Below are 21,504 nucleotides of genomic sequence, written 5' to 3' on the forward strand. Positions count from 1 at the left end.
ATCGTAAAACCCGCAGGGTTAGTTGAAAGCAAATGTTTCAGCCGACCGGTGGCGCCCCGCTACAACGGTTAATTTTCCCCGTTGGCCATCCGTTTCCCATGGATACCGAGCTGCCCGGCTCGCTGCCCCACTGGATGGATGAACGCCGATGAATGCACAAGACTCCCGTAAACTTGCCAGCCGATTCCTAGAATTGCCGCCGGAAAAGCGCCGGATCTTTCTGCAAGCACTGGCCCGTGAAGGGGTCGATTTCGCGCTCTTTCCCATTCCCGCCCAGGTTCAGGCAGCCGAGCGCGGTCTGCCGTCCTATGCGCAGCAGCGCATGTGGTTTCTCTGGCAACTGGAGCCGCAAGGCGCCGCCTACAACCTGCCGGGTGCGGTCAGCTTGCAGGGCCGCCTGGATGAACAGGCCCTGCGAAAAGCGTTCATCAGCCTCAGTGAGCGGCACGAAACCCTGCGTACCGCATTCGCCCGGCAGGACGACGGGAGCCTGCTGCAAGTGCCGGCGCCGCAAGCGCTGCAGATAGAATGCATCGACCTCAGTGCACTGCACCCGGCGCAGCAGGACGCCGCCGTCCGTGAACATGCGCAACAACAGGCGCTGCGGCCTTTTGATCTTGAGCAGGGCCCCTTGTGGCGGGTGGCCGTGCTGCAGCTTGACTCCGAGCGCCACGTACTGCTGTTGACCTTGCACCATATTGTCTCCGACGGCTGGTCGATGAACGTGCTGATCGATGAGTTCGTTCGCTGTTACGACGCCCATGAGCGCGGCCAGGCTCCCGAGCTTCCAGCGCTGCCGATCCAGTACAGCGACTACGCGCTGTGGCAGCGTTGCTGGTTGCAAGCCGGAGAACAGGAGCGCCAACTGCAGTACTGGCAATCGGTGCTGGGCGACGAGCATCCGGTGCTGGAGCTGCCCTGTGATTTCCCCCGGCCGGCGTTGCCGAGCCACCGTGGCAAGCGCTACACCTTCACGGTCGATACGGCGCTGGCCGAGCAACTGCGGGGTTTGGCCCAGGCCCATCAATCGACCTTGTTCATGGTCCTGTTGGCCGGATTCCAATGCCTGTTGCATCGCTACAGCGGGCAGACCGACCTGCGCGTCGGCGTGCCGATTGCCAACCGCAATCGCAATGAGGTCGAGGGCCTGATCGGCTTTTTCGTCAACACCCAGGTATTGCGTTGCCAGGTCGACAGCCAGACGTGCGTGAGCGAACTGCTGGCCAGGGTGCGCGAGGCCGCGCTAGGGGCGCAGGCACATCAGGAGCTGCCGTTCGAGCGCCTGGTGGAAGCGCTCAAGCTGGAGCGCAGCCTGAGCCATAACCCGCTGTTTCAGGTGATGTACAACCACCAGCCAGTGGTCACCGACATTACCTCGGTGAAGACTGCTTCGGGCCTGAGCCTGGGCTTGATCGAACAGCAGGGGCGCACCACTCAGTTCGACCTGAGCCTGGACACCTGGGAAAAGGCCGGGCAGTTGCAGGCGGCACTGACCTTTGCCGAAGACCTGTTCACGCTGGAAACGATCCAGCGCATGGCCGGGCACTGGTTGAACCTGCTGCGTGCAATGGTCGCCTCGCCCCAGCAAAGCATCGGCCAACTGAGCCTGCTCGACCCTGCTGAATTCCAGCGCATGGTTCATGACTGGAACCCGGTCGGCCCAGGCTACCGTCAGGACCTGTGTGTGCACCAGCTGATCGCTGAGCAGGCCGCCGCACAGCCCGATGCGCTGGCGTTGCTGCACGGTCACGAGGGTTACAGCTACCTTGAGCTCGAGCGTTGGTCCAACCGCCTGGCCCATCGCCTGATCGCCGCCGGGGTTGGCCCGGAGGTGCGAGTGGGCATCGCCTTGCCGCGCAGCCCACACCTGCTGGTGGCGTTGCTGGCAGTGTTCAAGGCCGGCGGTGCCTATGTGCCGCTGGATCCGGATTACCCGCCCGAGCGGGTGGCGTACATGCTTGAGGACAGCGGTGCGCGGGTGCTGCTCAGTGATGCCGGAGTGGTCGAGCAACTGGCCTTGCAAACCCGTGCACAGGTAATGCTGGTCGAACCTCAAGAGTCGGCGCTGAGCAGTTGGCCACCCACTGCCCCCGGCCTGCGCGGCAGCGCCAGCAACCTCGCCTATGTTATTTATACCTCCGGTTCCACCGGGCGTCCGAAGGGGGTTGCGATTACTCATCGCAATGTCCTGGCCTTGGTGCATTGGTCGCAGCAGGCCTATCGCCCAGAAGACATTCAGGGGGTGCTGGCGTCCACGTCGATCTGTTTCGACTTGTCAGTCTGGGAATTGTTCGTGACCCTGGCCGGTGGTGGCTTCATCGTGCTGGCGCGCAATGCCCTGGCGTTGCCCGAACTCCCTGGGCGTGATCAGGTGCGCCTGATCAACACCGTGCCGTCGGCGATTGGCGCATTGCAGCGCAGCGGACAGATCCCGCCGGGCGTGCGGATTATCAACCTGGCAGGCGAGCCGCTGAAACAGAGCCTGGTCGACAGCCTCTATCAACTCCCGGGCCTGGAGCATGTCTACGACTTGTACGGGCCGTCCGAAGACACCACCTATTCGACCTGGACGCGTCGCCAGGCCGGTGGGCGGGCCAGTATCGGGCGCCCGTTGCCGCATACCGCCAGTTATCTGCTCGATGCCGAGTTGCAACCGGTAGCCCAGGGGCGGGCTGCCGAGCTGTACCTGGCGGGGGCCGGCATCACGCGCGGCTATCTGGGCCGGCCGGGGCTTACCGCCGAGAAGTTCCTGCCCAATCCGTTTGCCGGCGAAGGTCAACGCCTGTACCGCACCGGCGACCTGGTGCGGTACCGCGACGGCGGTGAAATCCAGTATGTCGGGCGTATCGATCACCAGGTCAAGGTCCGCGGTTTTCGGATCGAGCTGGGCGAGATCGAAACCCGCCTGCTGGGCACCCGGTTGCTACGGGAAGTGGCGGTGCTGGTGCAGGAAGGACCGGCCGGCCAGCAGTTGGTCGCCTACGGGGTGCCCGTCGACTCGACGATCGTTGATGCCCAGGCTGCCCGGCAGATCGCCCTGCGCGAACAGCTCAAGGCCGCACTGGCCGAGCACCTGCCGGACTACATGGTGCCTGCGGCGCTGATATTCCTGGCGCAGCTACCGCTGACGCCCAACGGCAAGCTCGATCGCAAGGCGCTGCCGGCGGCCGATACGCTCCTGGCGGCGCGCGAGCACGTGGACGCCGCCGATGAACACGAACAGGCGCTGGTGGCGATCTGGCAGGACCTGCTGGGGCTTGAGCAGGTCAGTGTGCTGGACAACTTCTTCGAGCTGGGCGGCGATTCCATCGTCTCCATGCAGGTCGTCAGCCGCGCTCGCCAGGTAGGTCTGGTCCTCAGTCCCAAGGACATTTTCCAGTTCCAGACGGTGCGCAGCCTGGCCCAGGTGGCCGGTCGCGGCCAGGCGGTGGTGGCGCGGGCGGCGGCCAGTGGCGATGTCGTCCTGACGCCGATCCAGCGCTGGTTCTTCGACCAGGCGATCGAGCAGCGCCAGCACTGGAACCAGTCGTTGCTCCTGACCCCGCGTGAGCCGGTGGATGCGCAGCACCTGCAACAGGCGCTGGACCACCTGCTGGGCCATCACGACAGCTTGCGCTTGCGTTTTACCCCGCAGGCCGCTGGTTGGCAGCAACAGTACGCGGCGCAGCCGGGCGCAGTGCTCTGGGTACGCCAGGCCAGTGACGCGCAGCAGGCGCTGGCATGCTGCGAACAAGCGCAGCGCAGCCTGGATCTGCAGCACGGCCCATTGCTGCGGGTGTTGCTGCTGGACCTTGCTGACGGGACCCAGCAACTGCTGCTGGTGCTTCATCACCTGGTGGTCGACGGGGTGTCGTGGCGGATTCTGCTGGAAGACTTGCAAGCGCTGTATCGCCAGGTCCAGCAGGGGCAAGTGCCCACCCTGGCACCTCGCACCAGCGCCTACCAGGACTGGGCGTTGCAGCTTGAGCAGGAAGCGCAGCGGCGCGGCGACGAGGTGGATTACTGGGAATCGCAACTGCAGGCCAGCAGCGTTGCCGAGTTGCCTGCCGCCGACCCTGGGGCCAGCCTGGAAAACCGCCATGAACTGAAGATCGAGTGCCGCTTCGATGCCGACACCACCCGGCAGTTGCTGCAAGTGGCGCCAGCGGCCTACCGCACCCAGGTCAATGACTTGTTGCTGACGGCTCTGGCGCGGGTGCTGAGCCGCTGGACAAAGGCTCCGGGGGGGTTGATCGAGCTTGAAGGGCATGGCCGCGAGGACGTGTTCGATGACCTCGACCTGTCGCGCAGCATCGGCTGGTTTACCAGCCTGTATCCGCTGCTCCTGGTGCCGGCAACCGAGATCGGCGAGGCCATCAAGGGCGTCAAGGAGCAATTGCGCGGCGTCCCCGGCAAGGGCATCGGTCATGGCTTGCTGCGCTACCTGGGGGCGCCGCAGCTGGCTGCGCGCCTGGCTGTGCTGCCAAAGCCAAGGGTGACCTTCAACTACCTGGGCCAGTTCGATCGCCAGTTCGACGAGCAGGCGCTGTTCGTCCCGGCTAGCGCTAGCGGCGGCCGGGCCCAGGACCCGCAGGCGCCGTTGGCCAACTGGTTGACCGTGGAAGGGCAGGTGTACGGCGGCGAGCTGGCCTTGCGCTGGGGTTTCAGCCAGCAGATGTTCGCCCCCGACAGCATCCAGGCGCTGGTCGACGCCTTCAGCGACGAGCTGCGCGAACTGATTGCCCATTGCTGCCAGCAGGCGCCGGGCCAGGCCACTGCCTCGGACTTTGCCCTGGCACGCCTGGATCAAGGCGCCCTTGACCGTCTGCCGGTGTGCAGTCGCGAACTGCAAGACATCTACCCGTTGTCACCGATGCAGCAGGGCATGCTGTTCCACAGCCTGTACGAGCAAGGTGGCAGCGATTACATCAACCAGATGCGCGTCGATGTTGATGGCCTTGACCCACAGCGCTTGCACGCTGCCTGGCAAGGTGCGGTGCAGGCCCACGATATTCTGCGCAGCGGGTTCGTCTGGGAAGGTGAGCTGGAGCGCCCGCTGCAGATGGTCTACAAGCAGGTCGAGCTGCCGTGGCAGGTACTGGACTGGCGTGATCGCGACGACCTTGAACAGGCCCTTGGGCAACTGGCCGAGCAGCAACGCCTGGATGGCTTCGCGCTCAGCCGGGCGCCCTTGCTGCGCCTGACCCTGGTACGCACCGCAGCAGCGCGCTACCACCTGATCCAGACCAGCCATCACCTGTTGCTCGATGGCTGGAGCAACGCTCGCCTGCTCGGCGAAGTCCTCCAGCGCTACAGCGGCCAGGCGGTGCCGGTGGTAGCGGGTCGGTACCGGGACTACATCGAGTGGCTGCAGCGTCAGGATGCGCAGGCCAGTGAAGCGTTCTGGCGTACGCAATTGGCCAACCTGGCCCTGCCCACACGCCTGGCCAATGCCCTGCGGGCTCCCGCGGCCGTCGCCGAGCGTTGTGCCCATGGCGATCATTATCAGCACCTGGGCAGCGAGATCACCGAGCGCCTGAGCGGTTTTGCCCGTCAGCAGAAAGTCACCCTCAATACGCTGGTGCAGGCGGCCTGGTTGCTGCTGTTGCAACGCTACACCGGGCAGGACACGGTGGCCTTCGGGGCTACCGTGGCTGGGCGGCCGATGCAGATTCGCGGCATCGAGCAACAGATTGGCCTGTTCATCAACACCCTGCCGGTGATTGCCCGGCCGCAGTCCGGGCACACCCTCAGTTGCTGGTTGCAGGAGGTACAGCAGACCAACCTGGCCCTGCGCGAGCACGAGCACACGCCGTTGTTCGATATCCAGCGCTGGTCGGGGCAGGGCAGCGATGCGCTGTTCGATACCTTGCTGGTGTTCGAGAACTACCCGCTGGACGCTGCCCTGGCCGAAGGGCAAGGGCTGGGTGTGCAGTTCGGTGCTGTCAGTAACCTTGAACGCACCAACTATCCCTTGACCATCGCCGTGACCCTGGGCCAGACCCTGGACCTGCACTACAGCTATCAGCAGGCGGCGTTTGCTGCCCCGGCCATTGACGGGCTGGCGGCCCAGTTGCACGGCCTGCTCGAACAGTTCATTGAGGGTGGTGACCGGGTGCTGGCTGATTTCGACCTGGTGACGGCCGCCGAGCGTCAGGCGCTGCTGGCCTGGCCGCAAGCCCGGGTTGTTGCCGAGCCGCCGCTCGGGCTGGCGCAGATGATTGCGGCCCAGGCCCACTCCCGGCCGCAGGCTGTGGCGCTGGTGGTCGGGGAACGGCAATTGAGCTACCAGGCGCTCAACGCCCGGGCCAACCGCCTGGCCCGGCGGCTGATCAGCGACGGCGTTGGCCCGGATGTGCTGGTGGGGATCTGCATGCACCGCAGCGAGGCGCTGATCGTCGGCTTGCTGGCGATTCTCAAGGCCGGTGGCGCCTATGTGCCGCTGGACCCTGAGTACCCTGCCGAGCGCCTGGCCTACATGATCGCCGATAGCGGTGTCAGGCTGATCCTGGCCGAGGCGCAGTGTGCCGGGCTGGTCGGCACCGACAACGTCCGGGTGCTGGACTACGCCAGCCTGGAGCTGGCCGCTGATGACAGCAACCCGCAGGTCGAACTGTCGGCGCACAACCTGGCGTGCCTGATCTACACCTCCGGCTCGACCGGTCAGCCCAAGGGCGTGGCCCTGGAGCAGGGGGCCTTGCTCACCCATATTCGCACCATGCAGGACTGCTACCGGGTTTCGCCGGATGACCGGTTCCTGCATTTCGCTTCGCTGAATTTCGACTGGGGCACCGAGCAGTGGCTGTTGCCGCTGGTCAGTGGTGCCCGCTGTATCTTGCGCGGCGAGGGGCTCTGGAGCGCCGAAGAGGCGCTGCAGGTGATCGAGACCGAGCAGGCCAGCATCGTCTATTTCCCGACCCAGTATGCCTGCCAGCTGGCTGCCTGGGCCGCAACCTCTGAGCGTCGGGTGAAAGTGCGTTCGTTCAACGTTGCCGGCGAGGCGTTCCCGAAAGAGGGCTTCGAGCAGATTCAGGCGGTGTTGCAACCCCAGTACATCGTCAACGGCTACGGCCCGACCGAAACCGTGATCACGCCGTTTCTGTGGGAAGCCGACACGCACACCGGCATCGATTCGGTTTACGCACCGATCGGTCGCCCGGTTGCCCAGCGCAGTGCCTACGTGCTGGCCGAGGATCTGAGCCTGCAGCCGCGCGCGGCGGTGGGTGAGTTGTATATCGGCGGCACCTGCCTGGCCCGCGGTTATCACGGTCGGCCGGCGTTGACCGCCGAGCGTTTCGTACCTGACCCCTTTGCCGCCTCGCCCGGGGCCCGCCTGTATCGCAGCGGCGATCTGGTGCGCTACCTGGACGACGGTGCGCTGGAGTACATCGGGCGGATCGATCATCAAGTGAAGATTCGCGGCTTTCGCGTCGAGATCGGCGAGATCGAGGCGCGGCTGCTGGAACAGGCGCAAGTCGCCCAGGCGGTGGTGCTGGCCGTGCCGGCCGCGAGCGGGCAGCAACTGGTGGCCTACGTGGTGCCGGAGCAGCCACTGGCCGCTGAAGACGTCGCCACACGCATGGCCTTGCGCGACCATTTGCGTCAGGCGCTGAGCCAGGGGTTGCCCGATTACATGCTGCCGGCGCACTGGCAGATTCTCGAGCGACTGCCGCTGACGCCCAACGGCAAGGTGGATCGCAAGGCCTTGCCGGCGCCGGATGCCAGTTTGCTGCAGCACCATCATGTGCCGCCGGTCACGGCCCTGGAGCGCCAGCTGGCGCAGTACTGGACTGACGTGCTGGAGGTTGCCCGGGTCGGCTTGCGCGACAACTTCTTCGACCTCGGCGGCCATTCGTTGCTGGCCACCCAGGTCATCAGCCGGGTGCGTCATGCCCTGGGGCTGGATGTTCCGTTGCGGCTACTGTTCGAAGCTGCCGACCTGGGCGCTTTTGCCCAGGCCCTGCAAAGCCTCGACCAGCAGCCAGTGGGCGTTGCCCCGCCGTTGCAGCGAGCGCCACAGCAGCCGCTTCAGCCGTTGTCCTATGCCCAGCAGCGGCTCTGGTTCCTTTGGCAGCTGGCGCCGGAAAGCTCGATGTACAACATTCCTCGCGCCCTCAGGCTCGACGGCGTGCTCGATGTCGGCGCTATCGAACAGGCGTTCCAGGGGCTGATTCAACGCCATGCGGTGCTGCGCACCACTTACCTGCAGGAAGGCGGGGACAGCTGGCAGTTGCAACACGCGAGCATGCCGCTGGCGCTGCAGCGGATCGACCTGCGCGAGCTGTGCGCCGAGCAACGCCAGGCCAGGCTGGAGCAGGTGCTGGAGCGCGAAGCCAACGCGCCGTTCGACCTGGTCAAGGGGCCATTGCTGCGGGTAGCGCTGGTGCAGGTGGCGTCCGAGCAGCATTACCTGCTGGTGACTTTGCACCATATCGTCGCCGACCACTGGTCCTTCGCCATCCTGCTGCGTGAGTTTGTCACCCTCTATGACGCTTTCGCGCAACACCAGGCCGCGCCGCTGCCGGCGGTTGAACTGGGCTACGTGGACTTTGCCGTCTGGCAGCGTCAGTGGCTGGCTGCTGGCGAAATGCAGCGACAGCTCGCCTACTGGCGCAGCACCCTCGGTGACCAGCATGCGCTGACCCGCTTGCCGGGCTCGCAGCTGCCCTTGGCAATCACCGGCGAGGGCGGCTGCCAGGTTCACGGGTTCGCTTTCAGCGCATCCATGAGCGAAGCCTTGCGCGCCCATGCCAAGGACCGGGGGTTGACCCTGTACATGCTCCTGCTGTCGGGCTTTGCCCTGGCCGTGGCCCAGCGCAGCGACAGCCAGCGCGTGCGCCTGGGTACCGATATCGCCAACCGCAACCATGCCGGCATTGAAGAAATGGTCGGCTTCTTCGTTAACCAACTGGTACTGCAACTAGAGGTGAACGAACAAGCCACGGTCGAGCAATGGCTGAGCCGTTGCCGGACCACGGTGATCGAGGCTTCGGACCATCAGGACCTGCCATTCGATCGTCTGGTCGAGGCCTTGCGCTTACCGCGCCAGGCGGGGCGCTCGCCGCTGTTTGCAATCAAGTTCATCTACCAGGAGGGCAGTGCGGCCATGCCGCACCCTCAAGGGCTGCGAGTAGAGAGTTGCGAGGCGGGGCAGGCGGCGACGGAGCTGGACCTGATCGCCGAGTTCGTCAACGACGCCAGCGCCATTCGGGTCGCGTTCAAGTGCGATGGCAGCCTGTATACGGCCACCGACATGGACGATCTGTTCGCTCAGTTGCAAGGGATTTTCCAGCAGTTGCTGAGTGCGCCACAGGCCACCCTGGCAGCGGTGCTGGCCGAGGCCGCAAACATTCGTGCGGCAGCCGAGCAGGCACGCGTCGCGGCGCGCCAGGCGCAACTGCAGGCGCACCACCCGATTCGGCGTCGGGCCAGCCGCCTGCAAGTGCAATAGACATAGTCACGCCGGTGGGCCCAGGGGCTTGCCGGCCTTACCGAACGGGGAGAGGGAAATGTCCAAGTGCGAGCCGCAAGCCATACCGGTGCTGGCCAAGGGGCGGCGAAAGAGTCTGAACATGGACCAGGACAGCCTGGTGAGTTTCTCGCCGTTGTTCGAAGGCAGCAGCATTCCGCTGCTGTGCACCCCGCGGGTGGCCGGGGTGAACCTGGCGGAGTGGGCCGGTCAGAACCGTGAACTGATCGAACGCAAGCTCGACCAGCACGCGACCATCCTGTTTCGGGGGTTTGCGGTAGAGGATATCGGCGAATTCAACCAGTGCGTCGATGCGATCTCCGGCGGCGCGCTGGAGTACCTGTTCCGTGCCTCGCCGCGGACCCAGATCAGCCGCAAGCACAATGTCTACAGCTCGACCGACTACCCCTCGGCGGAGAAGATCTTTCCGCACAACGAGCACTCCTACTCGCCGGTATTCCCGTTGCACCTGTACTTCTACTGCGACCTGCCATCGGCCAGCGGTGGCGAGACGCCGTTTGGCGATACCCGGCTGATTCTGCCGCGTATCGACCCACAGGTGCGCGAGGCCTTCCAGCGCCAAGGCGTGCTCTACGTGCGCAACTATGGCGACGGCATGGGCCTGCCCTGGCAGACGGTGTTCCAGACCGAGGATCGCGCCGAGGTCGAAGCCTACTGCGCGAAGATCGGCATCACCCCCGAATGGAAGCCCGGTAATCGCCTGCGCACCCGGCAAAAAGGCCCGGCGATGGTGCGCCACCCGCGTACCGGCGAAACGGTGTGGTTCAACCACGCGACCTTCTTCAACGCCCTGACCTTACCCGAGAGCATTCGCGACAGCCTGCGTGCCGAGTTCGCCGACGACGACCTGCCGCAAAACACCTTCTTTGGTGACGGCAGCCCGATTCCCGAGGACTACGTGCGCCATCTTCAGCAGCTCTACCGCGAGGTCATGGTCGAGTTCCCCTGGCAGAAGGGCGACGTGGTGATCCTCGACAACATTTTCACTATTCATGCGCGCAACGGTTATGCCGGCCCGCGAAAAATACTCACGGCAATGGCCATCCCGCTCAAAAGCAGCGAAGTGGCGATCGGCTAAGGAAGACCCCATGACAGACGCGAACCCAGCAGAGATTTTCCAGACTTCGGCGCAGCAGGCGCTGATTCTCCAGGCCCAGAGTGAACAACCGCGCATTGCCCGGCTGTGGCTGAATTTTGCCGAGCCGGTCGAGCCAGGGCGGCTCGAGGCGGTGTTGAGTGAACTGGGCCAGCGCCACGAGATTCTGCGCACCCGTTACACCCAGGTCGCGGGGCTCAAGCTGCCGGTGCAGGAAATCGCCGAGCAGGTTCGCGTGAGCATTGCCCTCGTGCACACCGAAGCCCAGGCGCGGGCGCAGTTGAATGCGTTGCTTGAGCAAGCGCCTCTGGTGGCCTGCGTGGCCGGCGCGCAGGTGCTGGTCGGCGTGGCCCTGGCCAGCGCCGACGAGCAAGCGCTCGGGCAACTGGCAGAAGAGATCCTGGCGTTGTACCGGGGTGACACCCTGGCGCCCTTCGAGGCCTTGCAGTATGCCGACTACGCCGCCTGGCAGGCCGATCTTGATGAAGAGGCGTTCGCTCGCCAGGGCAAAGCCTACTGGCGTGGCCTGGCAGCAGCACAGGCCCCTGGGCGGCGCTTGCCCTTCGAAGCGATCGAACAGGGCGCAGGGGAGCGCAACCAGTGTCAACGCTTGAGCCCTGGCCTGAACTCGGCATTGGCCGTAATGCAGGCCGAGGCCGGGCTTGCACCGCCAGAGGCGCTGCTGTTTCTCTGGGGCAGTTTCCTCAGCGTGCTGACCCGGCAACAGCCGCTGCTGGTAGCGCTGGAGGTCGACGGACGCAATGACCAGCTGCAGCACACGCTTGGCCATTTTGCCCGACGCCTGCCGCAGGCATTCAACCTGCAGCCTGGCCTGGCGTTGCGCGAGCAGCTGGCAGCGTTCGCCGTGCAACTGGCCGAGGGCCGATCCTGGCTCGATTGCCTGAATGAACCGGACATGAGCGCTGCCGGGGCGCTGCCAGTGTTTGCCTGCGCCTACACCCAGGCGCCAGCGGCTGAACAGTGGCGGGTCGAACTGGATGACTATCGCAACGACAAGCTTTTCCTGAGTGCGCGGGCGCAAGCGGATGGCGTCTGCCTGCAACTGTCTGCGCCTGGGCAAGGGTTCGCGCCTGCTCAATTGCAGGCCTGGCTGGCGCAATTTGACACCTTTGCGCTCAACGCGGCGGCTGATCTTGGCTGTGCGCCTGAGCAGCTGAACACTGTCGATGTCGAGCAGGCCGCAGCCTTGCTGGCGCGTTTTGACCGCAGCCTGGCGCTGCCGGCTGCCGCCGATGATGCCCTGCATGGTCTGTTCGAGCAGATGGCGGCCTTGCATCCGCAACGCATCGCCTTGCAGATTGGCGATCAGCGCCTGAGCTATGCCGAACTGGACCGCCGGGCGGATGAACTGGCGCGCGCCCTGCAGGCATGCGGTGTGGGTGGCGACAGCGTGGTGGCGGTGTATGGTTCGCGCTCGGTGGAAATCGTCGTGGCCTTGCTGGGTATTCTCAAGGCGGGTGGCGCCTACCTGCCGCTGGATCCTGGCTATCCGGCCGAGCGCCTGTCGTTCATGCTGCATGATGCCCGGGCACAGTGCCTGATCAGTCTGCAGCCGCTGGCCGACGATATCGAGGTGGCGCCCGGGGTCCAGCGCTTGCAGCTGGATGCCTTGCCACCCAGCGACCTGCTGCCTTTGCGCAAGCGCCATTCTGCGGCGAGCCTGGCTTACGTCATCTACACCTCCGGCTCAACCGGCAAGCCCAAGGGCGTGATGATCAGCCACGCCAATGCCTGTGCCTCGACCCGCGCCCGCGGCCTGTTCTATCGCCAGCCGCTGTTGCGCTTCCTGATGCTTTCGTCGTTTTCCTTCGACAGTTCGGTTGCCGGGATTTTCTGGAGCCTGGCCCAGGGCGGCACCCTGTGCCTGCCTGGCGAAGAGGAACACAAGGATCCGCAACGCCTTGCCGCACTGATCGAGCGCGAGCAGATTTCCCACTTCCTCGCGCTGCCCTCGTTCTATGCGCAGATCCTCGAACACCTGGAACAGCCGGCGCTGAGTTGTGTGATCGTCGCTGGCGAGGCGTGTCCGCCGGAGCTCGCCGTGCGTCACCGCCAGCGCCTGGCGCAAACTCTGCTGGTCAATGAATACGGGCCGTCGGAAAGTGCCGTGTGGTGCTCGGCCCATGCCCTGGAACAGGATCCGCAAGGCGAGCGGGTACCCATCGGCGCACCGATCGCTGGCGCCCGCCTACTGGCCCTGGATGAGGCTGGCGAAATGGCCGGCTTCGGTTGTGAAGGTGAGTTGTACGTCGGTGGCCCGGGGCTTGCGCGGGGTTACCTGCAGCGTCCGGGGCTGACCGCCAGCCGTTTTGTTCCCGATCCCTTTGCCAAGGAGCCCGGGCAGCGCCTGTACCGTACCGGGGATCGGGTCAGCGCCGGGGTCGATGGTTGCATCGACTACCTTGGGCGCCTGGATTTCCAGCTGAAGATTCGCGGTTTTCGTATCGAACTGGGCGAGATCGAATCGCGCCTGGCGCAGTTGCCGGGTGTCCGCGAAGCGGCGGTGGTCGTGCGCGAAAGCGCTGCCGGGGCGCAATTGGCGGCCTATGTGCTGCACACAGACGGGCAGACCCCAGCGAGTACCGAACAATCCTTGCTCGATGCCTTGCGCGAACAACTGCCCGAGTACATGGTGCCGGCCTTCGTGCGCGTGCTCGAGCGTTTCCCGCTGACCCCCAATGGCAAACTCGACCGCAATGCCCTGGCGGCGCTGCAGCCGCAGAGCCACGAGTTCGTGGCGCCGCGTAATGAGCTGGAAGCAACCCTGGCAGCAATCTGGCAGGAGGCGCTGCACCTGGAGCAGGTGGGTATCCATGACAACTTCTTTGCCCTGGGCGGCCATTCGCTGCTGGCGACGCGTATCCGCTCCGAAGTCCAGGCGCGCCTGAACCTTAACCTGCCGCTGCGGGTGTTCTTCGAGGGTGAGACCGTCGCCTTGCTGGCGGAGCAAGTGGCGCAGTATCGCGATTCCGGCCTGAGTGAAAGCAAGGTCGATGCCCTCGAAGCCCTGTTCGACGCGGCGGAGCAGGTATGAGCCAGCTGAACGAACGCATGCTCACCCTGGCCAAGCGCTTTGCCGCGCTGGGGCCGTTGGAGCAGAAAGCACTGCAGGCGCGAATGATCGAGCAGGGGTTGTCGCTGGAGATGCTGCCGATCCCGCCGCGCCAGCAGGCCGACGAACTCATCCAGGCCTCCTATGCCCAGCAACGGCTGTGGTTTCTCTGGCAACTTGATGCGCAATCGAGTGCCTACAATCAACCGGCCGTGTTGCGCCTGCAAGGCGCACTGGACTGCGCGGCGCTGGGCGCTAGCCTGCAGGCGCTGATCAACCGCCATGAAGCCTTGCGCACCAACTTCGAACTGATCGACGACAGGGTCGTGCAGCGCTGTCACGCTGACCGCTCGTTGAGCTTGCAGGTGCTGGATCGCAGCGGCCTGGATGAGTCGGCTCTGCAGACCGAACTGGCCGCCTTGATTGCGCAGCCCTTTGACCTGGCAACCGATCTGTTGCTGCGTGCCACGCTGATTCGTCTGGGGCAGGACGAGCATGTGCTGGTGTTCTGTACGCACCATATCGTTACCGATGCCTGGTCGATGCCGATTCTGGTCGATGAAGTAAGCGGTCACTATGCGCGTATCAGTCAGGGCCAGGCGGGCGCGCAACCCGCGGCCTTGAGCGTGCACTATGCCGACTATGCCAAGTGGCAGCGTCTGTGGTTGCAGGCCGGGGAAGCCGATCGGCAACTGGCCTACTGGCAGGCACGGCTGGGCAGCGAACCGGTGTCGTTGGCGTTGCCGTTGGATCGCCCGCGGCCGATGCTGCGCGAGCAGCGCGGCGCCCGCCACACGCTGGCGCTGGAGCCGGGCCTGGGGCAGGACTTGCGGCGCTTCGCCAGTGGCCAGGGGGCGACCCTGTTCATGGTGCTGCTGGCCGGCATCCAGGCTTTGTTGCATCGCTACAGCGCCGCAGGCACGGTGCGGGTCGGCACCCCGGTGGCAAACCGCGGCCGTGCCGAGGTCCAGCACCTGATCGGTTTCTTCGTTAACACCCAGGTGTTGCAGGCCGAGATTGAACCGTGGATGAGCTTCGAGCAACTGCTTGCCCAGGTCCGGGAACGGGTGCAGGAGGCCCAGGCCAATCAGGACCTGCCGTTCGAGCAACTGGTCGATGCCCTGCAGCCTGATCGCAGCCTTAACCAGACGCCGCTGTTTCAGGTGTTGTTCAATCACCAGGCCAGTGCTGCGCCAGCAACCGAGCGGAACCTGCCGGGCTTGCGCCTGCAGGCACTGGACAGCGGCAGCGAATCGGCCCGTTTCGACCTGACCTTCAACACCCATGAGCTGGGTAGCCAGCTGCAGGCATCGCTGGTCTACGCCGAGGATGTGTTCGACGCCGCAACCATCGAACAGATGGCCGGGCACTGGCTTAACCTGTTGCGTGCAGCGCTGGCCGAACCGCAGCGGCCATTGGGTGAACTGGCACTGCTCGCGCCGCAGCAACAGCAGGCGCTATTGGCCAGTGCGGCGCCAGCCCAAGCGCTGACGCTGCAGGGCAGTGTGCACGGGCAGATCGAGCAACAGGCCAGGTTGCATCCCGAGCGCCTGGCGCTGGTGGAGGGCGAACGACAACTGAGCTACGCCGCGCTCAACACCCGCGCCAACCAACTGGCGCACCGCATGATTGCCCTGGGAGTCGGTGCGCAGGACAAGGTCGCGATACTTGCCGAGCGCTCGCTGGAATCGCTGGTCGCGCTGCTGGCAACGCTCAAGAGTGGGGCGGCCTATGTGCCGCTCGATCCCCAGCTGGCACCACGGCGCCTGCAGCAGATGGTCGAGGCCAGTCGCTGTAGCCTGGTACTCGGGCGCGCCGGCGCGCTGCAAGCGCTGGCGCCGTGCGCGCAACTGGCGACCCTGGCCCTTGATGATGCGCAGGCCTATGCCCCGGCGCAGCACGACCCGCAATGCCGGAGCGAGCTTGAGGCACTGGCCTATGTGATTCACACCTCCGGTTCCACTGGCCAGCCCAAAGGGGTGATGGTCAGTCATGGGGCGCTGCTGCATTACCTGCAGGGCCTGGAAGCGCGCCTGCCGCTGGCTGACGTGCAGCGGCTGGCCCTGGTCTCGACCCTGGCAGCCGACCTCGGCCATACCGTGGTGTTCGGGGCCTTGTGCCAGGGGCGGACCCTGCACCTGATCGACAGTGACCTGGCACTCGATGGCCACGGCTTTGGCCAGTACCTGCAGCAGCAGCGCATCGATGCCCTGAAAGTGGTGCCTTCGCATTTTGCCGCGCTGCTGGGCCAGGACAACCAGGCGGTCATTCCCCAGCGTTGCCTGATCCTCGGCGGCGAGTCGCCGACACCCGGGTTGCTCGAGCGTATCAAGCGCCTGGCACCGGATTGCCGGGTGTTCAACCACTATGGCCCGACCGAATGTACCGTCGGTGCGCTGGCCGGTGAGCTTGAGGGTGACACGGCCATCCACCTTGGCCGTGCGCTGCAAAACCGTCAGGCGCTGGTGCTCGATGCCGGGTTGCAATTGATGGCCAGCACTTGCCCGGGCGAGTTGTACCTGGGCGGCGCGGGTATTGCCCGCGGTTATCATGAACAGCCCGGGCTGACCGCCGAGCGTTTCGTGCCGGACCCATTCGCCGTCCAGCCCGGTGCCAGGATGTACCGCAGCGGTGATCTGGTGCGTCGTGGCGGCGATGGCCAGCTGGTGTTTATCGGTCGGGCTGACCAGCAGTTGAAGATTCGAGGCTACCGGATCGAAACCGGCGAGATCGAGGCGTGCCTACGGCGTCATCCGGCGCTGGCCGAGGCCCTGGTGATGGCCTGGCAGGAAGGCGAGCAACAGCACTTGCTGGCTTATCTGGTGCCCGTCGACCCCGCTGCAGCGCCTGCCGAGTTGAGTGCACAAGTGGCTGATGCACTGCGCGAACGCCTGCCGGCCTATATGCTGCCCAGCCGCTGGGTGGTCCTCGAACGCCTGCCGCTGACCGCCAACGGCAAGCTTGATCGCAAGGCTTTGCCCGCGCCTGTCACACCTGTGTCGGTGGCCTCCAGCCAAGGCGTCGGGACGGCCCTGGAACTGCGTTTGGCGAGTGTGTGGCAAGAGGTGTTGCGCTGCCCGCAGGTGGGGCTGAACGATAACTTCTTCGAGCTGGGTGGCGACTCCATCGTTTCCATTCAACTGGTCAGCCGTGCCCGTAGCGCCGGCATCCATTTCAGCGCCCGGGATATCTTCCAGCACCAGACCGTGCGCAGCCTGGCCGCCCAGGCGACCCAGGGCGCTGCCCGGCAGGTGGTCGAGCGCGGGGCCGAGCAAGGCGTATGTCAGCTGTTGCCGATCCAGCAGGGCTTTTTCGCCACCGACATTCCCCAGCGCCAGCACTGGAACCAGTCGATTCTGCTGCGCCCGCAGGTGGCGCTGCAGGGGCCGGTGCTGGAGCAAGCCTTGCAGGCCCTGCTGGATCAGCATGATGCCCTGCGTGCCCGCTTCGAGCCTGGCGCCGCTGGCTGGCACTGCCACCTGCAGGCGCCGGCGCCGGTGGCCGAACTACTGTGGCAGCGGCATCAGGTGAGCGCCGCCGACCTCGATAGCCTGGTCAACCAGGCGCAGCGAAGCCTGCGCCTGGACGGCGACAGCTTGCTGCGCGCCTTGCTGGTGAACCTTGAAGACGGCAGCCAGCGTCTGCTGCTGGCGGCCCATCATCTGGTGGTCGACGGCGTGTCCTGGCGAATTCTGCTGGAAGATTTGCAAAGTGCCTACGGCCAATGCCTGGCCGGGCAGCCGCTGCAATTGCCGCCGCGCACCAGTTCGCTGCGCGAGTGGGCGCAGCGCCTGGCGCAATGGGCGCATGCGCCTGCCCAGCAGGCGCGCCTGGATTACTGGCAGGCGCAGTTGGCAGATGTTCCCGCTTCGCTGCCAGGCATGCGTTTCGCACAGGCGGCCAGCAGCGCCAGCAAACAGGTTTGCGTCACCCGCCTGGACGCTGAAACCACTAGCCGGTTGTTGCAGCAGGCCAATGCCGCTTACCGCACGCAGATCAATGACCTGCTGCTGACGGCCCTGAGCCGGGTGCTGTGCCGCTGGACCGGCCAGGCGGCGATCAACGTCCAGCTTGAAGGCCATGGCCGTGAGGAGCTGTTCGACGATGTTGACCTTTCGCGCACGGTGGGCTGGTTCACCAGCCTGTTTCCGCTGCGCCTGGCCCCTGCGTCGACGCTGGCCGACTCGATCAAGCAGATCAAGGAGCAACTGCGCGCAGTGCCACAGCGTGGTATCGGCTTCGGGGCGCTCAAATACCTCGGCCCGCAAGCTGCCCGTGAGCGCTTGCAGGGGTTGCCGACGCCGCGTATCACCTTCAACTACCTGGGCCAGGTCGACGGGGCCTTCAATGCCCAGGCGTTGTTGCTGCCCGCCACCGAGTCCAAGGGGGACGAACGCAGCCCGGAGGCGCCGCTGGGCAACTGGCTGACGGTCAGCGGCCAGGTCTACCAGGGACGCTTGAGCCTGGACTGGACCTTTAGCGACGCGATGTTCGAGCCGGCGCAGATCCAGCGCCTGGCCGATGACTATGGTGCCGAGTTGAATGCCCTGGTCGGCCATTGCCTGGCGCCCGGGCAGGGTGGCCTGACGCCCTCGGATGCGCCGCTGGCCGGGCTTGACCAGGCCGCGCTGGACGCCTTGCCGGTGGCCAGCCATCTGCTGGCGGACCTCTACCCGCTGTCGCCGATGCAACAGGGCATGCTGTTCCACTCGCTCTACCAGACCGAGACCGGGGCTTACATCAACCAGCTCGACTGTACCGTGCGCGGCCTGGACCCCGAGCGCCTGCATCACGCCTGGCAAGCCACGGTCGATGCGCACGATATCCTGCGCACCGGGTTCATCTGGCAGGGTGAGCAGGCGCAGCCGCTGCAAGCGGTCTATCGGCACGCCGAGCTGGAATTCCAGCTGCTGGACTGGCGCAGCCGCCCTGACTTGCAGGCCGCCTTGCAGGAACTGGCAGCAAGCGAGCGGGCCCGCGCTTTTGAGCTGGCCCAGGCACCGCTGATGCGCGTGGCACTGGTGCGATGCGCGCAATCGTCCTACCAGTTGATCTACACCCACCACCACATCCTCATGGACGGCTGGAGCAGCTCGCGCCTGATGGGGGAGGTGATGCAGCGCTATCAGGGCCAGGACCCGGGGCGCCCGGCGCGCTCGATTCGCGAGTACATCGGCTGGCTGCAGGAGCAGGATCCGGCAGCCGCGCAGGCGTTCTGGGAGACGCAGCTGGCTGGCCTGCAAGCGCCCACGCGGTTGCTCGATGCGATTGTCAGCAAGCCCGAGCAAGCCTCGGGCATCGGTCACTTCGACAGTTGCCTGAGCGCCGACGACAGCGAGCGGTTGAAGGGCTTTGCCCGTAGCCAGAGACTGACGTTGAATACCCTCGTGCAGGCTGCCTGGGCCTTGTTGCTGCAACGCTACACAGGGCAGGACAGCGTGTGCTTTGGTGCCACGGTATCGGGGCGTCCGGCGCAATTGCCCGGTATCGAGCAACAGGTGGGGCTGTTCATCAACACCTTGCCGGTGATCGTCAGCCCGGACCCGCAACAACCGGTAGGTGCGTGGCTGCAACAGCTGCAAGCGCTCAACCTGGCCTTGCGCGAATATGAGCACACACCGCTGTACGAAATTCAGCGCTGGGCCGGGCGCGGTGGCGAGGCCTTGTTCGACCATATTCTGGTGTTCGAGAACTTCCCGATCGCCGAGGCCTTGCAGCAGGCGGGTGACCAGGCCCTGCAATTTGACGGGGTGCACCAACACGAGCGTACCAACTACCCGTTGACCCTGGCTGCAGGGCTGGGCGACACCTTGCAGTTCCAGTTCAGCTACGACCGTGCCGCGCTTTCTGCGTCCGCCGTAGCGGGCCTGGCCGGTCATTTGCACACCCTGCTCATGGGGCTTGCCCAGGATCCCGGCCAAGCCCTTGGACGGTTGTCGCTGCTGGACGCCGAGCATCTGCAGCAGCGCCTGCTCGAGGACGGCGCCCTTGGCCCGCTGGTACATGAGGCCTTCGCCGCCAATGCCGCGCGCACTCCCGAGGCCATTGCGCTGATTTGTGAAGGCCAGCACTTGCGCTATGGCGAGCTCAATACCCGGGCCAACCAGCTCGCCCACCGATTGCGCGGCGAAGGCGCCGGGCCGGAAACCCTGGTGGGGATCGCCATCGAGCGTTGCAGCGACCTGGTGGTTGCGGTGCTGGCGGTGCTCAAGTCCGGGGCGGCCTATGTGCCGCTGGACCCCGAGTACCCGGTGGAGCGCCTGAGTGCCATGGTCGCCGACAGCGGCGCCCGCTTGCTGCTGACCCGCAATGCCTTGCTGCAACGCCTGCCGGCGCTGGCCGGTTTGCAGGTGTTGAGTCTAGATGACGATCTGCAAGGCTTTGCCAGCGATGATCCGCAGACACCGCTGTTGGCCGATAACCTGGCCTACGTGATCTTCACTTCCGGTTCGACCGGCAGGCCCAAGGGTGTGGCGGTAAGTCATGCGGCGCTGGCCCGCCACACGCAAGCGGCAATCGAGATGTTGCAGCTCAGTGCCCGGGACCGGGTGCTGCAGTTCGCCACGTTCAACTTCGACCCGTTCGTTGAGCAGCTGTTTGCCAGCCTCACGGTCGGCGCGACGGTGATCATGCGCGGCGACCAGCTGTGGAGCAGTGAGCGCTGGCTCCAGGAGGTCCGTAGCCAGGGGATTACCGTGGCCAACCTGAGCACCGCCTATTGGGCGACCATTGCCCGTGATCTGGCCCACGGCGGGCCGCAGGACATGGCCGCGCTGCGCCTGATGATCTGCGGTGGCGAGGCCATGTCGGCCGCCGCCGTGGCCGATTGGCGCCAGGCCCTCGCCATGCCGGTAAAACTGCTCAATGCCTATGGCCCCACCGAGGCGACGGTGACCGCCAGCGCGCATGACTGCAGTGTCTACCTCGACCCGCAGCAGACGGTACCGAGTGTGCTGCCTATCGGCCGGCCCCTGGCCGGGCGCAGGCTGTACCTGCTCGACAGCCAGGGACAACCGGCGGCGGCCGCAGTCGCCGCCGAGCTGAGTATCGGCGGCGAGTTGCTTGCCCGTGGGTACTATGGGCGCCCGGGCTTGACGGCCGAGCGCTTCATCCCCGATCCCTTTGCCGGGCCGGGGGCGCGCCAGTACCGCACCGGTGACCTGGTCTGGGCAGGCGCGGACCAGGTGCTGGGTTACCTTGGCCGGCTCGACCAACAGGTCAAGGTGCGGGGTTATCGGATCGAGCCCGGTGAAATCGAAGCCCGCCTGCTTGAGCACCCGCAGGTAGGCGAGGCGCTGGTGCAGGTGCATCAGGGGGCAACCGGCGCGCAACTGGTGGCCTACCTTGTGCCAGCTGGCGGGCAAGCCCGGCTTGCGCTCGATGCCTGCAAGGCCTGGGTCGCCGCAGCGCTGCCTGCCTATATGGTGCCGGCCCACTGGGTCATGCTCGAGCGCCTGCCGCTCAGCCCCAACGGCAAGCTTGACCGGCAGTCGCTGCCGCTGCCGGACCTGAACCAGGCCGTTGCGGCCTACCAGGCACCTCGCGATGAGTTCGAGCAACAGGTGGCGCTGATCTGGCAACAGGTTCTGCACGTCGAACAGGTCGGGCTGGCGGACAACTTCTTCGAGTTGGGTGGGCATTCGTTGCTGGCGACCCAGGTCATTGTTCGTCTGCGCGGGCAGATGGGGCTGGAGGTGCCCCTGGAAAATCTGTTCCTGGCCAGCGACCTGGCAGCGTTCTGCAGCCAGGCGCGCGGGCTGCGAAACGAGGCAAAACCCCTTGAAGACGAATTGGCTAAATCTTTGGAGGCTCTCAAACGTTTATCAAGCGCAGAGCTTGAAAAGCTGATTTCCTAAAGGAGTTTTT

4 protein-coding genes are annotated in these 21,504 nt (G+C 65.5%); all 4 read left to right on the plus strand.

All coding sequences use genetic code 11. The features are described from left to right. Positions 1-148: 148 nt before the first annotated feature. Genes JV241A_RS09035 through JV241A_RS09050 form a run of 4 tightly spaced genes read left to right on the plus strand, consistent with a single transcriptional unit; the run spans position 149 to position 21,494 of the window. Positions 149-9,430, plus strand: coding sequence for a non-ribosomal peptide synthetase (locus tag JV241A_RS09035; protein WP_134062039.1), 9,282 nt, complete (start codon positions 149-151; stop codon positions 9,428-9,430). Positions 9,431-9,488: 58 nt separating this feature from the next. Beyond that, a complete protein-coding gene (locus JV241A_RS09040; protein ID WP_115086244.1) occupies positions 9,489-10,547 on the plus strand; it encodes a TauD/TfdA family dioxygenase in 1,059 nt (352 codons plus the stop codon). A gap of 10 nt (positions 10,548-10,557) precedes the next feature. Continuing rightward, positions 10,558-13,620, plus strand: a complete 3,063-nt coding sequence (locus JV241A_RS09045) for an amino acid adenylation domain-containing protein (RefSeq protein ID WP_134062041.1) — start codon at positions 10,558-10,560, stop codon at positions 13,618-13,620. After that, the gene (locus JV241A_RS09050) at positions 13,617-21,494 is read left to right on the plus strand and encodes a non-ribosomal peptide synthetase (RefSeq protein ID WP_240047844.1); all 7,878 of its coding nucleotides are present in this window, start codon (positions 13,617-13,619) and stop codon (positions 21,492-21,494) included. The genes JV241A_RS09045 and JV241A_RS09050 overlap by 4 nt, the downstream gene beginning before the upstream one ends. Positions 21,495-21,504 lie beyond the last annotated feature (10 nt).

This window comes from Pseudomonas sp. JV241A (genome assembly GCF_900275665.1).
In the GTDB taxonomy this organism is placed as follows: Bacteria; Pseudomonadota; Gammaproteobacteria; order Pseudomonadales; family Pseudomonadaceae; genus Aquipseudomonas; species Aquipseudomonas wadenswilerensis.

Excerpts from the sequence above, each read along its gene's own strand:
- JV241A_RS09040 (WP_115086244.1), top strand. The coding sequence starts at position 9,489 with ATGTCCAAGTGCGAGCCGCAAGCCATACCGGTGCTGGCCAAGGGGCGG.
- JV241A_RS09035 (WP_134062039.1), top strand. The coding sequence starts at position 149 with ATGAATGCACAAGACTCCCGTAAACTTGCCAGCCGATTCCTAGAATTG.
- JV241A_RS09050 (WP_240047844.1), top strand. The coding sequence starts at position 13,617 with ATGAGCCAGCTGAACGAACGCATGCTCACCCTGGCCAAGCGCTTTGCC.
- JV241A_RS09045 (WP_134062041.1), top strand. The coding sequence starts at position 10,558 with ATGACAGACGCGAACCCAGCAGAGATTTTCCAGACTTCGGCGCAGCAG.